This window comes from Ilumatobacteraceae bacterium (genome assembly GCA_033344875.1).
Taxonomy (GTDB): Bacteria; Actinomycetota; Acidimicrobiia; order Acidimicrobiales; family Ilumatobacteraceae; genus Ilumatobacter.
Window position 1 is genome coordinate 2,987,127 of sequence record JAWPMO010000001.1, and the last position, 16,430, is coordinate 3,003,556.

The following is a 16,430-nucleotide window of genomic DNA, read 5'->3' on the forward strand; positions in this document are numbered from 1 at the left end:
CGGTGCTCGACGGGCACCCGCTCGATGGCAGACTGCACCGATGGACGTTCCCGGACGGATCGAGACCATCGACGAGCTGACGGCGCTGTACCGAGCGCCCGGTGCCGGGGCCGTCAGCAAGCAACTCGACCACATCAACGCCGGCATGGCCGCGTTCATCGACCTCAGCCCGTTCCTGGTACTGGCCACGAGCGACGGCGCCGGCTCGATCGACGCGTCGCCCCGCGGCGGCCCACCCGGGTTCGTGCGTCGGCTCGACGAGCGTCACATCGCGATCCCCGATCTGAACGGCAACAACCGGCTCGACAGCTACCGCAACATCGTCGTCGCCGGCCGCGCCGGGGTCCTGATGGTGGTACCGGGCAAGACCGAGACGTTGCGGATCAACGGCCCGGCCGCGATCACGACCGACCCCGATCTCCTCGCCGGCTTCACCGACGAGCTGCGCACCCCCAAAGCGGCGATCGTCATCGAGACCGCCGAGATCTACGGACACTGCGCCAAAGCCTTCCAGCGGGGCCACCTCTGGGACGAGTCGACGTGGGCGGCGCTCGATGCGGCGCCCGACCTGGCGACGATGTACTCGGGCGTGTGGAACGTCGACGAGACGACGATCCGTGACGGGTTGGCGGCCGACTACGAACTCGGCCTCGCCGCCGACTGACGGCGCGGCCCGGCCGGTCTGCCGGGGCGATCGATCAGGCCGAGACGCCCTCGTGCACCCACACCGGGGTCTCGAGCGGCATGATGCCCGTCTCCCAGATCCAGTCCATCGCCGGCACGCTCACCCGGACACAGCCGTGTGACGCCGGGTAGTCGGGCACGTGGTTGGACCCGTGGACGGCGATCCCGCCGGTGAAGTACTTCGGCCGGTAGATCTCACCGAGGTCGCCTTCCCACCAGCCTTCGGCACGCTCGCGGTACACGTCGTGGAGCCCGTTGCGGGTGACCGAGTCGCCCCGCTGGATCTCGCCGGGCGTGTTCTGGTCGGGCTCCTCGTACGGGATCTCGCTGCCGCTCGACGCGTTGAGGATCCACTCGGTCTTGCCGTCGATCACGAACATCAGCAGCTGCAAGCCCTTGTCGATCTCGACCAGGGTGCCGGCGTCGGCACGACCGTGCGGACGCTCGGTGACCGCGGTCAGCGCGGCCGCGGTCTCGTCGCCGAGCACGCCGTCGGTGGCGAGACCGTAGAACTTCTGGAATGCCATGACCGCTTGCGAGGTCGTGAGGTTGTAGTCGCCGTCGGCGGCGTCGAGCCAGAAGCCGAGTTCGAGGAGTCGTTCCTCGGCGCGGCGGGTCTCGTCGCCGTCGCTCTGGCCGACACCCACGATCGGCGGGTCGGCCGGCGGCACCGCGATCTTGTTGACCGGGATCGTCGTGGTGGTCTCGACCGGCACGGTCGTGGTCGGAGCGGGCCGGGTGGTGGCGGGTTCGGTCGTCTCCGGCGCCGGGAGTGTGACCACCGCGGTCGTGGTGGTCGCCGGTTCGGTGGTGGCCGGCACGACACGGACCGGAGCCGGTGCGGTGCTCGCGATCGACGTGGACGCGCACGCAGGGAGCAGGACGACGGCCGCAACAGCGGCGAGGTACCCCGATCTCACCTGCATGATGTGACCCAAACTTAGCGAGCCTCGGGGAACTCCCGCGGGCGGTTCCGCCGGTTTCTCCGCGAAATCGCTCAGAAATTCTGTCATAACAGTGTTCCTCAACCCGCCTCGACCGGGCGCTGTTCCCCCCGGGCGGCACCGCTGTCACCCGGTCAGGTCACGAGCGTGGCCAGCATGGTCGGTCCGCGCTCCAGCGCCGAGGGGTCGTAGCGGTCGAGCAGCTCGCCGACGGTCACCCGCTCGTCCGACGCCGCCAGGCCCAGCGAACGCCCGAGTGTGCCGAGCACCGCCTCGGCCGACCACCCCTCGGCGGCGAGATCAGCGAGCGTGACCGCGCCATGACGCTTGGCGAGCCGCCGGCCATCGGCGCCGAGCACCAGGGGGACGTGGAGATACTCGGGCACCTCTCCGCCGAGCAGTCGGTACAGCAGCACCTGGCGAGGGGTCGACGACAGCAGATCGTCGCCGCGCACGACCTGGGTGACCCCCTGGGCGATGTCGTCGACCACGACCGCGAGGTTGTAGGCGGGCACACCGTCGGCACGGGCGAGCACCACGTCGTCGACCGCACCGACGAACTCGCCCGCCAGCACGTCGTGCACCGTGATCGACTCGCCCTCGGTCCGCAACCGAAGCGCCGGCGTCCGCCCCGAGGCCCGACGAGCCCGACGTTCGTCGTCGGTCAGGTCACGACAGGTACCGGGATACGCGCCGTCGGGCAGATGGGTGTGCGGGGCACTCGCCGCCGCCTCGATCTCCGCCCGGATCTCTCGCCGCGTGCAGAAGCATTCGTACACGCGCCCGTCGGCACGAAGTCGCCCGATCTCGGCGCGGTACCGGTCGAACCGGTCGCTCTGCCGCACGACCTCGCCGTCCCAGTCGAGGCCGAGCGCGGCGAGGTCGGCGAGCTGACGATGTTCGTGTTCGACCGACGACGTGACCCGGTCGAGATCCTCCATCCGCACGAGGAACGCGAGACCGGCCGAGCGTGCCGCGAGCCACGCCACCAGCGCGGTGCGCAGGTTGCCCAGGTGGAGATCGCCGGTGGGCGAGGGTGCGAAACGGCCGGCCACCGCGCCATTCTGGTGGCTGTGGTCGGTCGTCGCGATCCCGAGCGTCAGTCGAACCGCCGCGAGCGGATGGAACGCATCCTCGAGCGCGACGGTGACGAGTGCGTCTGGTGTCGACGTCCGCTCGACGTCGGCCTGGTCGCCGCGACGACCGAGCACCTGATCCCGCGCATCAAGGGCGGACCGAGCTGGATCGAGAACGAGCTCGCTGCCTGCCGTCGCTGCAACGGCGAACGCGGCCATCGCACGCCGGGCGACTGGTTCGACGAGTGCGAACGACGCGGCTGGCAACCGAACCTCGCCACCATCGTGCGCGCGCTCCATGCCCTCGACGAGGCGATCGCACGTCGCGGCGGTCAACGGCGGGCGCGCCCGTACCTGGCCGCGCAACTCCGCCGCCTCGACCCCGGTGCCCGACGGGCGTCCGGTTCGTGACGTCTGGATGTCGACTCGACGAAACGCCCGGACGTCGGCGCGCCCGGCCCCTAACATGCGTCGCCATGGAGTGCCCCACCTGCGGACGCAGCGTCGAATCGGGTGACCGGTTCTGCAATGGATGCGGCACATCGCTCGAGGGCGTCACCGACACGACCCAGATCGTCGCCATCGTCGATGACGTCGATGAGGGTGGCACCACGGCCGACGTCGATGCCGACACCCCGCCCGCCGGGCTGCCGCCGGTCATCGTCGACGCGTCCGACGACGTCGACCTCGCCCCGACCGAACTCGTCACCATCGACACCGGCGACGATGAACTCGTCGACGAACCGGCGTGGGCCGCGACCGGCTCGCTCCCGGTGACGACCCCCGACGAGGCGGCGACCGTCACCGGTGACCTGCCGGCAACCGAGCCGATCACCGAGGTCTGGATGGAGCAGGTCGCCGACGAGCCTGCCGCCACCACCCCGTACGACTTCACCGAACGAGAACCGGTCGCGATCACCGGTGAGATCGAGAGCCAGGTCGATGCCACCGCGACGATGCCGGTCGTCCCGGCCGCTGCACCGGCGCCGCCACCACGATTCGGTTTCAACCTGATCCTGCTGATCTCGCTCGCGACCGGCATCGTGGCACTCGTCGCGCTGTTCGGGAACATCCTCACCATCACGAGCGACACCCGCCTCGTGCAGACCGACGACACCCCCGCCGGTTTCCGCACCGGCACGTGGATCCTCGACGACCTCGCCGACAACCTGTCGATCGCCGGATTGATCGCCGTCGTCGCGATGGTCGCCGGCGGTGTCGCCTCCGGCTTCCGATGGCGATGGGGTTCCGGTCTCGCCGGCGGTGCCGGACTGGCGATGGCCGGCCTCGCTGCAGTCGCCGTCGGGCTCGCCCAGTTCCCGATCGACACGGCCCACGCGTTCGCCCGGGTGCCGGCCGACGACCCGTTCGTCCTCACGATCACCCGAGATCTCGGCTACTGGCTCCTGCTCGCCGTCGGCGCCCTCGGGATCGTGCTGTTCTTCGCCTCGGTCAACGACGCGTTCGGCGATCGCCGCGCCGGACTCAATCCGTGGATCGCCGCGCTCGGCGCACTGGCGATCGTCGTCGCAGCCGCCGGCCCCCTGCTCCCCGAGAACCAGGCGATCTTCAGCGACAACTGGTACCTGATCGAAGGCGTCGGCGAAGCGTCCGCCCTCCTGCTCGTGGGCCGCCTCGTCCAACTCGGACTCTTCGTGATCGGCGGTGTCGTCGGCTTCCTGTCCGTGCGCCGATGGGGGCTGGGACTCGCGGTCGGCGCATCGCTCCCGGGTCTGTGGCTCGTGATCAGCACGCTGCTCGACGTCGGCGACCGCCCCGTCGGGCTCGGGTTCCGGAACCCTGGCGCGGTCGACATGCACGTCCACGGCGTCACGATCATCGGCACGAGCGCCGTCATCGCCATGATCGTCCTGGCCCTGATCGGCGCCTACGATCAGGGCGTCCGCGAGCGTCGCTGACCCGGCGCCGCCCCTCGGGGCCGCCACCTCGTGCGCGAGACTGCGACGGTGACACAGATCGAGTTCCGGAGTGACAACGCGGCCGGGGTCGCCCCCGAGATCGTGCAGGCCGTCGCCGACGCCAACGTCGGTTCCGCGATCGCCTACGGCGACGACGACGTCACCGCTCGTCTCCACGACGTCGTCCGCGAGGTGTTCGAACACGACACCGCACGCGTGTTCCCGGTCACCAGCGGCACGGCCGCCAACGCGCTCGCGCTGACGGCGATGTGCCCACCATGGGGCGCCGTGCTGTGTCACGAGACCGCCCACATCCTCAACAGCGAGGGCGGTGCGACGTCGATGCTCGGCGGGGGCGCCGTCATGCGTGCCGTCGGTGGCGGCGACTATCGCGTCCGGCCCGACGAACTGCGGGCGACGCTCGCCGGCGTCCGCTGGGGAGACCCGCACCATTCCCAGCCGGCGGTGCTGTCGCTGACCTCGCCGACCGACATGGGCACGATCTACGCGGTCGACGAGATCGCCGAACTCGCCGAGATCGCCGGGGGCCATGGGCTCAAGATGCACCTCGACGGTGCTCGGATCGCCAACGCCCTCGTCGCGCTCGGGTGCACACCGGCCGAACTGACCTGGAAGGCCGGCATCGACGCGGTGTCGCTCGGATGCACCAAGAACGGGGCGCTCTCGTCCGAGGCGATCGTCGTGTTCGACGACGCGATCGCCGACGAACTCGTCTATCGGACCAAACGATCCGGCCACGTCACGTCGAAGATGCGGTTCCAGTCGGCGCAGGTGATCGCCTACCTCACCGACGACCTGTGGCTCCGCCTCGCCGGCAACTCCAACGCCCGGATGAAGCGATTGGCCGCCGGCCTCGAGCCGCTGGGGGTCCGGTTCGTCAACCGACCCGACGTCAACATGCTGTTCGCCGACGTCGGCGACGAAGCCGCTCGGGCGATGGCTGACGCCGGGATGCTCTTCTACGAGGCGAGCGGTGGCGTGATCCGGCTCGTGACGAGTTGGCAGACCACCGACGACGACATCGACCGGGCGCTCGACATCGCCGCGACCGCGTTGTCGGGCTGACCGTCACGATGCGCAGTCGCGGTGGGCGTCGTCTCCGCCGACGAGCTGCCCACCACGACGATCCCGCATTCCCTGGTTCCCATGCGGGATCGTCGCGCGATCTCCGCCGCCCGTCCACCGATTTTCTCCGGAGGACGCCACGGAGCCATCGGAAGGTCCGGCGACCTACGGTGGCGGCCATGACCATCGGCCCGCTCTACGGCGCAGGCGCTCGCGCGATCCAGGACCAGTTCGACTCGCGGCGGCTCGCCGACCGACTGCACGACCTGACGGTCCACACCGAACTGACCGACGACGACACGGCGCTGATCGGCGCGCAGTCGACGGCGTGGGTGTCGACCGTCGACTCCGACGGGTGGCCCGACGTGTCGTACAAGGGCGGCGACGTCGGCTTCGTGCGGGTCGTGTCGCCGACCGAGTTGCGGATCCCCGCCTACGACGGCAACGGGATGATGCGCACCCTGGGCAACATCGTCGACACCGGTCGGGTCGCCCTGCTGTTCGTCGACCATGACCGGCCGTGGCGACTCCGCCTCCACGGCGAGGCGACCGTGTCGACGACGGAGGTCGACGTCGGCGCATTCCACGGCGCCTTCGCGGTGATCACCGTGAGCGTCGCACGCGTCTTCCCCAACTGCGGGCGCTACATCCATCGCGACGAGGTGTCGGCGAACGTGCCGCGGGTCGGCCACGAACCTCCGGTGCCCGACTGGAAGACCTACGACGTCATCAACGACGCACTCCCGGCGCACGACCCGGCGCGCCGCGCCGCCGGCGACCGCTGATGCGTCGACGTTTGCGAACCCCGATCCGGGGCACCATCGGCGCATGGGAACGCTTTTCGTCATCCTGCTGGTCGTCGTCGGCATCGTGCTGCTGTTCGCGCTGATCGAGCTGATCTTCTGGCTCGCCGTGATCGCGATCGTCGCGATCGCCGCGCTGGTGGCATGGCGCCGCTGGGGCCGACCGTTCGTCGACCGCGCCGCCACCTGACCGGACCGATCACCGATCGGACGCTCCTGCGTGGGTAGTCTCCAGCAGATGAAGTCGCTCGGCGTGCACCACGTGTCGATCAACGTGTCGAACCCCGATCGGAGTATCGCGTTCTACACCGACGTACTCGGCGGGACGGTCCGCACCGACCGGCCGGACTTCGAGATCGGAGGCGCATGGATCGACTTCGGCGCCGCTCAGGTCCACCTCATCGAAACCGACGTTCCCCCGAACATGGGTCAACACTTCGCGATCCTGGTCGACGATGTCGATGCCGTCGTTCGCGAGCTGCGGGCGAAGGGGTACCAGGTCGAGGATGCACGGGTGGTCGGACCCGACCGCCAGACCTTCATCGACGACCCGGACGGCAACCTGATCGAACTCCACCAGATCGGAACAGCGACGTCGTGACCTCTCGGTTCGCGAGCGCCGAGCCCTGGACCGCGACGTCCGATGTCGCGGCAGCCGAGAACGCCGGCTGCTGACCGCTGATCACTTCCAGGGTGACCTGCTGTGGGCAGGTGTGCTCACGGCGGTCCCGACACGCCGAGCGCGATCGCGACCTGGAACGGGAGAGCGACGCTGACACCGACCGCGACCAGCCCGAGCATCGCCCAGCGCGGCGGCGACACCCCCCGCCGGGTGGAGTTGTCGATCAGTGCAACGGCCGGCAGCACGAACAGCGTCGCCGCGTGCAGGATCCCGAGCGCCAGCAGCAGACCGGCGATCCGGAACGACGCCTCGGCGAGCTGACCCGACAATCGTTCCGCGATCAGTTCGGGCCCGAACTCGAACTGAGCAGTGAGCAGGACGTATCCGGTGCCGACGAGATAGAACGCGAGGTCCATCAAACGGAGCAACGCTCGCGGGACGGCTGAACCACGCGGCCACAGATCGTCGACGTAGCCGCGTCCGAATCGACGGATCGCCGGGCCCAGCGCCAGCAGCAGCACGACGAGCACCACCCACTCCAGGAGTTCCATCGTCGCCCGGTGGACGTAACCCTGACGCGGTCCCGGACTGTCCTGCATCGCCACGACCCCGGCGACGACGACCGCGGCGAAGGTGACCACGGCGGCGACGGCGGACGCCACGACCCGGCGCCGATGGCGTCGATCCTCCTCGATCGAGTGCACCACTCGGGTGAAGAGGTCGGGGGTGGGTTCGGGGCGAGCCGACGTCTGGAACACCTCGATCAGGCGCTGTTCGACGTTCATCGATCGTCCTCCAAGACGCGCTCGAGCGCAGCGAGCGCCCGGCGACAGTGGGTCTTCACGGAGCTCTTCGAGATGCCGAGCGTGTCGGCCGTCTCGGATTCGGAGTACTGCAGGTAGTAGCGAAGGACGACGCACGCCCGTTGCCGTTCGGGCAGGAGGCGAACCGACGTGAGCACCGCCCGACCTGCCGCCACGTCGAGCGCCTCGTCTTCGAGACCTGTCTCGACGCCGGACCGATGCGTCGTCGCTCGGTGGCGCAGCGACATCAGACCCCGTCGGTTGTGATCGCGAGCCAAATTGATCACGATCGACCGGAGGAAGGCGGGGGCCCGACCGAGGTCGCGGATCGATCCGGCCGAACGATGGAGCCGGATGAACGCCTCCTGCACGAGGTCCTCGGCGGCCGCCTGATCGTCGCAGAACATTCGTGCGAGGTGGACGAGTGACCGGGCTTCGGTGGCGAACAGGTCGGCGACGAGCGCATCGGCGTCGACCTGCGTGACGGTGGAGGTCGCCACCGTCAGTTCGGCGTTCACGACCCGCCACCGGGGTCGCTGCAGGGGGAGGCGATCGCTCGCCACCCCCTGCCGCTCGCCACCGTGTTCATGACAGGTCGACGCATGCCAATCGGATCGACGTGTTCGCCGGGTGGTGGATCACGACCGACTGCGCTTCGGGGCGAGCCCGGAACGCGTGGAACGCCCTGCCCGAGCCGCGACCTCTGTCGTCGGTGGTGACGGTCGGCCACATTTCGTTGGTCGCGTCGACCGGCCCGGACACCGTGTTCTGGTAGTGCCCGCCTCCCGGCGGCGTCGACGAACACGGCTGATTGTGGACATGGGTCGGGTAGGTCGTGTCCGGTGCGAGCCCCTTGACCTCGACGTACACGGCGGTGGCATCGGCGAAGCGGAACATGATCGCCCCGCCCTTCACCTCGTCGTGGACGCCGTCGGCGTCATGGGGCAGGGTCTGGAAGCGGCCGTTGGTGACCTCGAGCGACCTCCCGTTGTGAGCGTCGACCGGCGCAGCGGAGGCTGCGAGGCCGGTCGCCGTCAGGATGATGAGCGTGAGCACCTTCTTCACGGGCGACTCCTTTCGTGTGGGTGGCTCCGAGGAGCCGGATCCCGGTGTCGGACCGGTGCCGTGGCGAGCGTGCGACCGATTCGTGCGCGGCGGACGCCGCGCGGGGTGTGTCAGGCGGCGCGCGGGCCGGCGACCTCGTCGTCGAGACGTTTGTTGAGCGTGAACACCCGACCGATGATCGGCAGGCTGAGGACGTTGAGGCCGTGGAGCAGTCCCATCAGGAGGACCATGCCGCCGAGGCGGGCGACGGAGCCCTGGATCTGCTGAGCATTGACGGTGTCGGCCCAACCCGTATCCGGCTCCCACTTGATGACGAACAGGATGTAGGCGCCGAAGATCATGTAGTAGGCGAAGTCCATGAGCACGAGGTAGCTCTTACCCGTGCGCGGGTTCGCCTGGAACACGTCGGCCGCGTACGCCTTGCCGAACCGCTTGATCAGCGGACCGAGCACCCCGATCACCACGAACATCGCGGCCACGAAGACCAGTTCCAGAATCCACCAGTCCATGTCGTCTCCTCTCGATCCGCCACGCATGGCGCAGCACGGACACTTGGACAGACGAGCGCCGAGCCGATTCGGGTGACAGGAACCGTTCGACGCCGAAGCGCGCCCCACCCATCAGGTTCCTCCGACACGCCGGCCGGGTCAACGTCGGCTCAGCGTTCGAGGACGCGCAGGGCCTCGCGCGCCAACACCACACCGATTCGCGTTCCGGGGGTCGGTACCGACGACGCACCGTCGTTCGACAGCACCACCTCGAGCTCCTGACCGTCGACCGCGACACGAACGTGCGTGGTCGAACCGACGAACGCCACGTCGTCCACCACCCCGAGGACACGATCCGCGGACGGGTCGGCGATGGGGTCGGTCAACGCCAGTCGCTCCGGGCGGGCGAACACGGTGCAGACGCCACGAACGCTTCCGGTACTCGCCGGCAACGTGCGGCCGAGCACCTCGACCTCGCCGTTGCTCGTCACGACACCGGGCAGCAGATTCGCGAGACCGAGGAAGTCGGCCACGTAGGTGGAGTTGGGTACGTCGTAGACCTCCTGCGGTGGACCGACCTGTTCGATCGTGCCCTCGCGCATCACCGCGAGGCGATCGCTCATGGTGAGCGCCTCCTCCTGATCGTGCGTCACGTACACGAACGTGATGCCGACCTCGCGATGCAACTCTTTCAACTCGAACTGCAGGGCACGACGCAGCTTGGCGTCGAGTGCGCCCAGCGGCTCGTCGAGCAGGAGTACCCGCGGTCGTAACACGAGGGCGCGGGCGAGCGCCACGCGCTGCTGCTGGCCGCCGGAGAGTTGATGCGGTCGACGACCACCGAAGTCGGAGAGCCGGACGAGTTCGAGCGCCTCGCCGACCCGGCGGCGACGCTCGTCCTTCGAGCAGTTCTGGAACCGGAGCCCGAAGCCGACGTTGTCGGCGACCGTCATGTGCGGGAACAGTGCGTAGTTCTGGAACACCGTGTTGACGGGCCGCCGCTCTGGAGCGACGCCGGCGATGTCGACCCCGTCGATCAGCACCGCGCCCGCCTCGTTCTCCTCGAACCCGCCGATCAGTCGCAGCGTGGTGGTCTTGCCGCACCCCGAGGGTCCGAGCAACGAGAAGAACTCACCAGCCTCGACCGTGAGGTCGATGCCTTTGAGCACCCGCTGCGAGCCGTAGGACTTCATCAGCGAGACGAGTTCGACCCGCCCACCGACCCGTGCCCGGGGTTCGGTCACATCGTGCGTCATCGGCATCGCGTGTGTTCTAGCGCATCCACCGAAGGCCTCGATCACCGACCGCCCCTCGGCCGCTCGGGTGCGTCACGTGACGGCACCGACGTCGAACAGCTCCGACGCTCGCTCCGACGTCGCGCCGAGGAGCTCGCCGAGCCTCCGGGTGTTCTCGACCAGGCGGGCGCCGTCGTCGGGCGTGTGCGCGACCGACAACGTCCACGACTCGCTCTTCGCCCACGGCGCCAGGAACACGCCGCCGTTGTGCTGGACGAGATAGTTGAGGTGACTGACCGCCGTGTCGATCGCCAGGAACTCGCGGTAGTTCGTGGCCGGGCGGTCGTGGACGACGACCGAGCCCTTGAAGCCGTGCACGATGCCGTACGAGGGCAACCCGTGCGCGGCCAGTACCTCGGTGCAACCGTCGAACATCTCGCGCCCGAGCGTCTCGGCCCGCTCGTACGTGTCGGGCGTCAGCACCTCGGTGAGCACCGCCCGTGCCGCAGCCATCGTGAGCGGGTTGCCGTTGAACGTGCCCACTTGGGCGTACCGGCCGTCTCCGATCGCGCTCATCACGTCGTCGGTCCCTCCGACCGCTCCGCACGGCACACCACCGCCGAGCGCCTTCGCCAGACAGATGATGTCGGGGGTGACGCCGAACAGTTCGGTCGCTCCGCCGTAGGCGACGACCATGCCGGTCTTGACTTCGTCGAACGTCAGCAGCGCGCCGTGCCGGTGGACGAGATCGCGAAGCCCCTCGAGGTATCCGGCCACCGGTGGGATGATCCCGGCGTTCATCATCATCGGCTCGATGATCATGCCGGCGACCCGATCGGGATGGTCGGCGAACACGCGCTCGACCGCGGCGAGGTCGTTGAAGGGCACGATGCGCACGAGGTCGGCGATCACCTTCGGGATGCCGGGTCCCGGCTCGCGGAGCGGATCGTCGAGGGGGCCCAGTTCGCCCAGCGATCCCCACAGCGACACGTTCACGAGGTCGTGGTGTCCGTGGTACGAACCCTCGACCTTGATGATCAGGTCGCGTCCGGTGATCGCCCGCATGAGGTGGATCGCGTCCATCGTCGATTCGGTGCCGGAGTTGTTGAAGCGCCACTGCGGCAACCCGAACCGATCGGCGAGCGCCTCGGCGACCACGATCGCGTCCTCGACCGGCTGTGCGAAGTGGGTCCCCATCGTGACCCGCCGCTGGACCGCTTCGACCACGGCCGGGTTGGCGTGGCCCACCACGTTGACGCCGTAGCCCGCGTGGTAGTCGACGTACTCGTTGCCGTCGACGTCCCACACATGGCTGCCCTCGCCGCGTTCGACCCACATGGGGATCGGGCGAGTGCTCGACCAACTCGACGTCACACCGCCCGGCATCGAGTGGAGCGCCCGGTCGTACAGCTCGGCTGACCGTCGGTTGCGGTCGACGAACCGAGCCTCTTCTTCGCGGATTCGGTCGTCGATCGTCGTCGTCTCGGTACTCATGGCGATGCGGACCTCGGGGCCGCTCTTGTCCTGACTGACCAGTCAGTCTAGAATCTGATCACTCAGGCGACAAGGGCGACGCATGCACACCACCCACCACCTCCACGACGACGTCCCGCCGCAGCAGGGCCTCGCCCCCACCCTGACGTCTGCCGACTACTGCGACCCGGCGATCTTCGAACTCGAGCGGCGGAACATCTTCCACGCCGGGTGGATGTTCGTGTGCCACGCCGACGGACTCCCGGCCGGCACGCGGCGTGTGTTCGATCTCGCCGGCGAGTCCGTGATCGTCACCCGCGACCGCGACGGAGCGATCCACGCCTTCGCCAACGTCTGCCGTCATCGGGGATCCGAACTCTGCGCCGCCGGCAACGTGCCGGCCACCGGCAACATCCGCTGCGGGTACCACGCGTGGACCTACTCGCTCGACGGAACACTCGTCGCGACCCCTCGCGTCGACGACGAGTTCGACCGCGCCGAGTACGGGCTGTGGACCCATCACGCCGACGTCTGGAACGGGTTGGTCTTCGTGTCGGTCGCCGAACATCCGCCGTCGCTCGCCTCGTGGCTCGATCGATGGTCGCCCGGCATCGACGACTTCGCCCACGTCCCGGTCGCCGACTACCGGATCGGGCACCGCACCGAGGCCGTCGTCGCCGCGAACTGGAAGATCTTGATCGAGAACTACAACGAGTGTCTCCACTGCGCGGTCGTCCACCCCGAACTGGTCGACGTCATCCCGCTCTACCGCTCCGGCCACGTCGTCGACCCGGCGCGCGACGACGACATCGTCGACCTCCGGCCGGGCGCACGGGCGCTGACCGCCGACGGCCAGACGACGTTGTCGCCACTCCCCGGGATCGCACCCAACGCCGAGTACAGCGGTCTCGTGTTCTTCCCGAACCTCGAGTTCGACCTCACGCCGACCAACCTCGCGGTGACGGCGCTCTTCCCGGTCTCCGCCGAGCGGACCGTGGTGGTCGCCGAGTACCTGTTCGCCGCCGACGACGTCGACCGCGACGACTTCGATCCCTCGCCCGAGGTCGATCTGAACGAACTCGTCGGCGCCCAGGACTTCGCGGTCTGCGAGATGGTCCAGCGCGGCGTGTCGTCGCGCTCGTTCGCCGGCGGGGGCCTGACCGCAAAGGACTCGTACGTCACCGAGTTCGTGCACCGGTACCTCGACATCCGGAGCCAGGGCGCACACGATTGAATCGAGACCTGGCACCGCCGGGTCACAACTGAAAATTGGGGGAACGGATGGTTACGACCCGACGGGAGTTCATCGGCCACGCGGCCGGGTTCGGCGTCATGCTCGGAGCCGGCGTCCCGCTGCTCCAGGCATGCGGTGGTGACGACGACACGGGTGGCGGCGCTGTCACCGACGCCATCGACGACGGGCTCGAACCCGAGGCCGGTCCACTGCGCGTGTACAACTACGCCGACTACGTCAACCCCGACACGGTCGCCGCCTTCGAAGCGCAGTACGGCGTCACGGTCGAGATCACGACCTTCGACGTCGACGCCGAGGCGATCACCAAACTCGCCAACGGTTCGGTCGACGTCGACGTGCACAACTCGGCGGCACCGAACACGCTCGACCGCCTCATCGCGGGCGGTCTGCTGCAGCCGCTCAACAAGTCGTACCTCACGAACTTCTCCAACGTGCTGCCGTCGTTCACCAGCCCGTGGTACGACGAGGGTTCGACCTACACCGTGCCGTACACCGTGTTCTCGTCGGGGATCGCCTACCGGAGCGACCGCATCGACCCGGCGAAGGTCGAGGAGATGGGGTGGGACATCCTCTGGGACCCGGCCCACCAGGGCGTCACGTCGATCCTCGACGACTACCGCGAGGGCATCTCCATGGCGCTCCTGCGTCGGGGCATCACCGACGTGAACACCACCGACACCGCGCAGATCGAGCAGGCCGGAGCCGACCTCGCCGAACTCGTCGACCTGATGAACATCAAGGTCAACATCGAGGCGTACAAGGACATCCCCGAAGGCGCGACCGACCTGGCGCACACCTGGAGCGGCGACATGCTGGCAGGGGTCTGGTACATGCCGGAGGGCACCGATGCGTCGGTGCTCGGCTGGTGGTACCCGCCCGACGGTGTCGGCGTCGTCAACAACGACTGCATGGCCGTCACCGCCTCCGCCAAGAACCCGGTGCTCGCGCACCTGTGGATCAACTTCCTGCTCGACGCCGCCAACGCCGAGGAGAACTTCGGCTGGAACGGCTACCTGCCGCCGATCCAAGGCCTCGACGCCGACTACCTGATCGAGAACGAGTACGCGCCGGAGAATCTCCGGTCGGCGGTGCTCACCGACGACATCATCGGCAAGGGGCTCCGATTCGAGCCGCTCGACACCGACACCGACCGCGTCTGGGAAGAGACCTGGTCGAGGTTCACCGCCGGCTGATCGGTGGGTGGCGCACTCGACTACCCGCCGAGGACCGGGCCGCCATCCGCGCGCGTCCGCGCTGGGTTCTGGGCCGCGCTGGCGACGCCGGGCACGCTCTGGTTGGTCGCGCTGTTCGTGATCCCGTCGTATGCGATCTTGGCGGTCGCGTTCGGGGGGATCGACCCGATCCTGCGCACCACCGACCCCGAGTGGAACCCATTGGCGTGGGAGTTCGACACGATGCGCCACGTCCTCGACCGGGTGTTCACCGACGACCTCCGTCGCGTGTTCGCCCGCACCGGGCTGTTCGTCCTGGCGTCGCTGGCCGGCTGCTGTCTGATCGGCTACCCCGTCGCGTACTACGTCGCCAGGTCAGCGCACCGCTCACGCGGACTCCTGCTCGCGCTGCTGGTGCTGCCGTTCTGGATCAGCTACCTGATGCGGATGCTGGCCTGGGTCAACCTGCTCCAGACCGACGGCTACATCAACCGTGTGCTCGGCTGGCTCCAACTCGGATCGTCGCGAAACTGGCTCGACGGTGACTGGCCGACCGTCGTGTTCGGCCTGATCTACGGCTACATCCCGTTCTTCATCCTGCCGCTGTACGCCGCGCTCGAACGGCTCGACGGCAAGCTGATCGAGGCGTCGCGCGACCTCGGCGCATCGGCATCCTGGACGTTCCTGCGGGTCACGCTGCCGCTCTCGATTCCCGGGCTGATGGCGGCATCGGTGATCGTCGTGCTGCCGATGTGCGGTGACTACTACACCAACACCTACCTCACCGGCGGGTCGCCGCGCACCGAGATGGTCGGCAACCAGATCGAGTTCTTCCTGCGGGGATCGAGCCAGCCGCAGACCGGTGCATCACTCGTGATCGTGCTGATGGTGCTGCTGATGGTGTTGATGGCGTACTACCTCGTGACGATCGCCCGCTCGCAGCGCGAGGCGGCAGCCGCATGAAGCGCCGTCGGTTCGGGGCCCTCGCCGCAATCACGTGGCTCTACGTGCTGTGGTCGCTCGTGCCGGTGTTGATCGCCGTGCGGATCTCGTTCAACTCGGGCAAGAGCCGGTCCACGTTCCAGGCGATGTCTATGCGGTGGTACACCGACGACCCGGCCTCGGTCTGGCAGAGCAACGAGCTCCAGACCGCTTTGCTCAACACGCTGAAACTGGCCGGCCTGACGATGCTGATCGCGACCCCGCTCGGCGTCGCGATGGCGATCGGCCTGCAACGGTGGCGCGGCAAGATCTCACGCGGCGCGAACAATCTGATGCTGCTGCCGCTCGTGACGCCCGAGATCGTCGTCGGTGTCTCCCTGTTCCTCGTGTTCACCCAGATCTACACCGGCGTGCCGCGTGGGTTCACCACGCAGTTGCTCGGCCACGTCACGTTCACGATGTCGTACGTCGTGATCATCGTCCGCGGCCGACTGCTGTCGATCGGCATCCAGTTCGAGGAGGCCGCGCGCGACCTGGGCGCATCGCGCACGCAGGCGCTCCGGATGGTGCTCCTGCCGCAACTCGGGCCGGCGATCTTCGCCAGCCTGATGGTCGTGTTCGCCACGTCGGTCGACGACTTCGTGATCTCGTCGTTCCTGTCGACGGGAGCATCGACCGAGACGGTGCCGATCAAGATCTACTCGTCGGCGCGGGCCGCGGCGACCCCGAACGTGAACGCGCTCGCGACCGTGATGCTCGTGATCACGCTCCTCGCCGTCGTCATCGCCTGGCTGGTGATGCGTCTGTTCCGCCGAGGCGGCGTCGACGGTGACGCCAGCCTCACCAGCATGAGCATCTGAGGT

Annotated in this window: 19 protein-coding genes; 11 read left to right on the forward strand and 8 right to left on the reverse strand. The window is 68.5% G+C overall.

Annotated features, from left to right (window positions below):
* The first annotated feature begins 40 nt into the window (after positions 1 to 40).
* A complete protein-coding gene (locus R8G01_14120) occupies positions 41 to 664 on the forward strand; it encodes a pyridoxamine 5'-phosphate oxidase family protein (protein ID MDW3215134.1) in 624 nt (207 codons plus the stop codon).
* Between the two features lie 34 nt (positions 665 to 698).
* Here R8G01_14120 and R8G01_14125 read toward each other — a convergent pair whose 3' ends face one another.
* Both R8G01_14125 and gluQRS read right to left on the reverse strand, forming a co-directional pair.
* Complete coding sequence (locus tag R8G01_14125) at positions 699 to 1,610, reverse strand: L,D-transpeptidase family protein (protein ID MDW3215135.1); 912 nt, start codon at positions 1,608 to 1,610, stop codon at positions 699 to 701.
* Between the two features lie 152 nt (positions 1,611 to 1,762).
* Positions 1,763 to 2,683 carry a tRNA glutamyl-Q(34) synthetase GluQRS gene (gene gluQRS, locus R8G01_14130; GenBank protein ID MDW3215136.1) on the reverse strand — a complete coding sequence of 307 codons (921 nt, stop codon included), beginning with the start codon at positions 2,681 to 2,683 and terminating at the stop codon, positions 1,763 to 1,765.
* A 66-nt stretch (positions 2,684 to 2,749) separates the two neighbouring features.
* On the opposite strand from gluQRS, the gene R8G01_14135 reads away from it, so the two are divergent.
* From R8G01_14135 to R8G01_14160, 6 genes are all read left to right on the forward strand, one after another.
* On the forward strand, positions 2,750 to 3,115 hold the full coding sequence (locus R8G01_14135) for an HNH endonuclease (GenBank protein MDW3215137.1): 366 nt from the start codon (positions 2,750 to 2,752) through the stop codon (positions 3,113 to 3,115).
* A 65-nt stretch (positions 3,116 to 3,180) separates the two neighbouring features.
* Positions 3,181 to 4,623 carry a zinc ribbon domain-containing protein gene (locus tag R8G01_14140; GenBank protein ID MDW3215138.1) on the forward strand — a complete coding sequence of 481 codons (1,443 nt, stop codon included), beginning with the start codon at positions 3,181 to 3,183 and terminating at the stop codon, positions 4,621 to 4,623.
* Between the two features lie 48 nt (positions 4,624 to 4,671).
* Complete coding sequence (locus tag R8G01_14145; GenBank protein MDW3215139.1) at positions 4,672 to 5,709, forward strand: beta-eliminating lyase-related protein; 1,038 nt, start codon at positions 4,672 to 4,674, stop codon at positions 5,707 to 5,709.
* Positions 5,710 to 5,888: 179 nt separating this feature from the next.
* Positions 5,889 to 6,494 carry a pyridoxamine 5'-phosphate oxidase family protein gene (locus R8G01_14150; protein MDW3215140.1) on the forward strand — a complete coding sequence of 202 codons (606 nt, stop codon included), beginning with the start codon at positions 5,889 to 5,891 and terminating at the stop codon, positions 6,492 to 6,494.
* 43 nt (positions 6,495 to 6,537) lie between these two features.
* The gene (locus R8G01_14155) at positions 6,538 to 6,702 is read left to right on the forward strand and encodes a hypothetical protein (protein ID MDW3215141.1); all 165 of its coding nucleotides are present in this window, start codon (positions 6,538 to 6,540) and stop codon (positions 6,700 to 6,702) included.
* A gap of 48 nt (positions 6,703 to 6,750) precedes the next feature.
* Positions 6,751 to 7,113 carry a VOC family protein gene (locus R8G01_14160; GenBank protein MDW3215142.1) on the forward strand — a complete coding sequence of 121 codons (363 nt, stop codon included), beginning with the start codon at positions 6,751 to 6,753 and terminating at the stop codon, positions 7,111 to 7,113.
* Between the two features lie 116 nt (positions 7,114 to 7,229).
* Here the strand turns inward: R8G01_14160 and R8G01_14165 are convergent, their stop codons facing one another.
* From R8G01_14165 to R8G01_14190, 6 genes are all read right to left on the reverse strand, one after another.
* On the reverse strand, positions 7,230 to 7,919 hold the full coding sequence (locus tag R8G01_14165; protein ID MDW3215143.1) for a hypothetical protein: 690 nt from the start codon (positions 7,917 to 7,919) through the stop codon (positions 7,230 to 7,232).
* Complete coding sequence (locus tag R8G01_14170) at positions 7,916 to 8,455, reverse strand: sigma-70 family RNA polymerase sigma factor (protein ID MDW3215144.1); 540 nt, start codon at positions 8,453 to 8,455, stop codon at positions 7,916 to 7,918. The genes R8G01_14165 and R8G01_14170 overlap by 4 nt, the downstream gene beginning before the upstream one ends.
* Before the next feature lie 67 nt (positions 8,456 to 8,522).
* Positions 8,523 to 9,002 (reverse strand): hypothetical protein, encoded by a 480-nt coding sequence (locus tag R8G01_14175; protein ID MDW3215145.1) that lies wholly within the window; start codon positions 9,000 to 9,002, stop codon positions 8,523 to 8,525.
* Positions 9,003 to 9,112: 110 nt separating this feature from the next.
* Positions 9,113 to 9,511, reverse strand: coding sequence for a hypothetical protein (locus tag R8G01_14180; protein MDW3215146.1), 399 nt, complete (start codon positions 9,509 to 9,511; stop codon positions 9,113 to 9,115).
* 149 nt (positions 9,512 to 9,660) lie between these two features.
* Positions 9,661 to 10,752: an ABC transporter ATP-binding protein gene (locus R8G01_14185; GenBank protein MDW3215147.1), complete on the reverse strand. Its 1,092-nt coding sequence runs from the start codon at positions 10,750 to 10,752 to the stop codon at positions 9,661 to 9,663.
* Between the two features lie 66 nt (positions 10,753 to 10,818).
* Positions 10,819 to 12,219 carry an aspartate aminotransferase family protein gene (locus tag R8G01_14190; protein MDW3215148.1) on the reverse strand — a complete coding sequence of 467 codons (1,401 nt, stop codon included), beginning with the start codon at positions 12,217 to 12,219 and terminating at the stop codon, positions 10,819 to 10,821.
* A gap of 82 nt (positions 12,220 to 12,301) precedes the next feature.
* Between R8G01_14190 and R8G01_14195 the strand changes: the two genes are divergently transcribed.
* From R8G01_14195 to R8G01_14210, 4 genes are read left to right on the forward strand one after another with little or no spacing between them, the layout of a single operon-like run.
* Positions 12,302 to 13,432, forward strand: coding sequence for an aromatic ring-hydroxylating dioxygenase subunit alpha (locus R8G01_14195; protein ID MDW3215149.1), 1,131 nt, complete (start codon positions 12,302 to 12,304; stop codon positions 13,430 to 13,432).
* A gap of 47 nt (positions 13,433 to 13,479) precedes the next feature.
* A complete protein-coding gene (locus R8G01_14200) occupies positions 13,480 to 14,646 on the forward strand; it encodes a spermidine/putrescine ABC transporter substrate-binding protein (GenBank protein MDW3215150.1) in 1,167 nt (388 codons plus the stop codon).
* A gap of 3 nt (positions 14,647 to 14,649) precedes the next feature.
* Complete coding sequence (locus R8G01_14205; GenBank protein ID MDW3215151.1) at positions 14,650 to 15,588, forward strand: ABC transporter permease; 939 nt, start codon at positions 14,650 to 14,652, stop codon at positions 15,586 to 15,588.
* The gene (locus R8G01_14210) at positions 15,585 to 16,427 is read left to right on the forward strand and encodes an ABC transporter permease (GenBank protein MDW3215152.1); all 843 of its coding nucleotides are present in this window, start codon (positions 15,585 to 15,587) and stop codon (positions 16,425 to 16,427) included. Before R8G01_14205 ends, R8G01_14210 begins: the two co-directional genes overlap by 4 nt.
* Positions 16,428 to 16,430 lie beyond the last annotated feature (3 nt).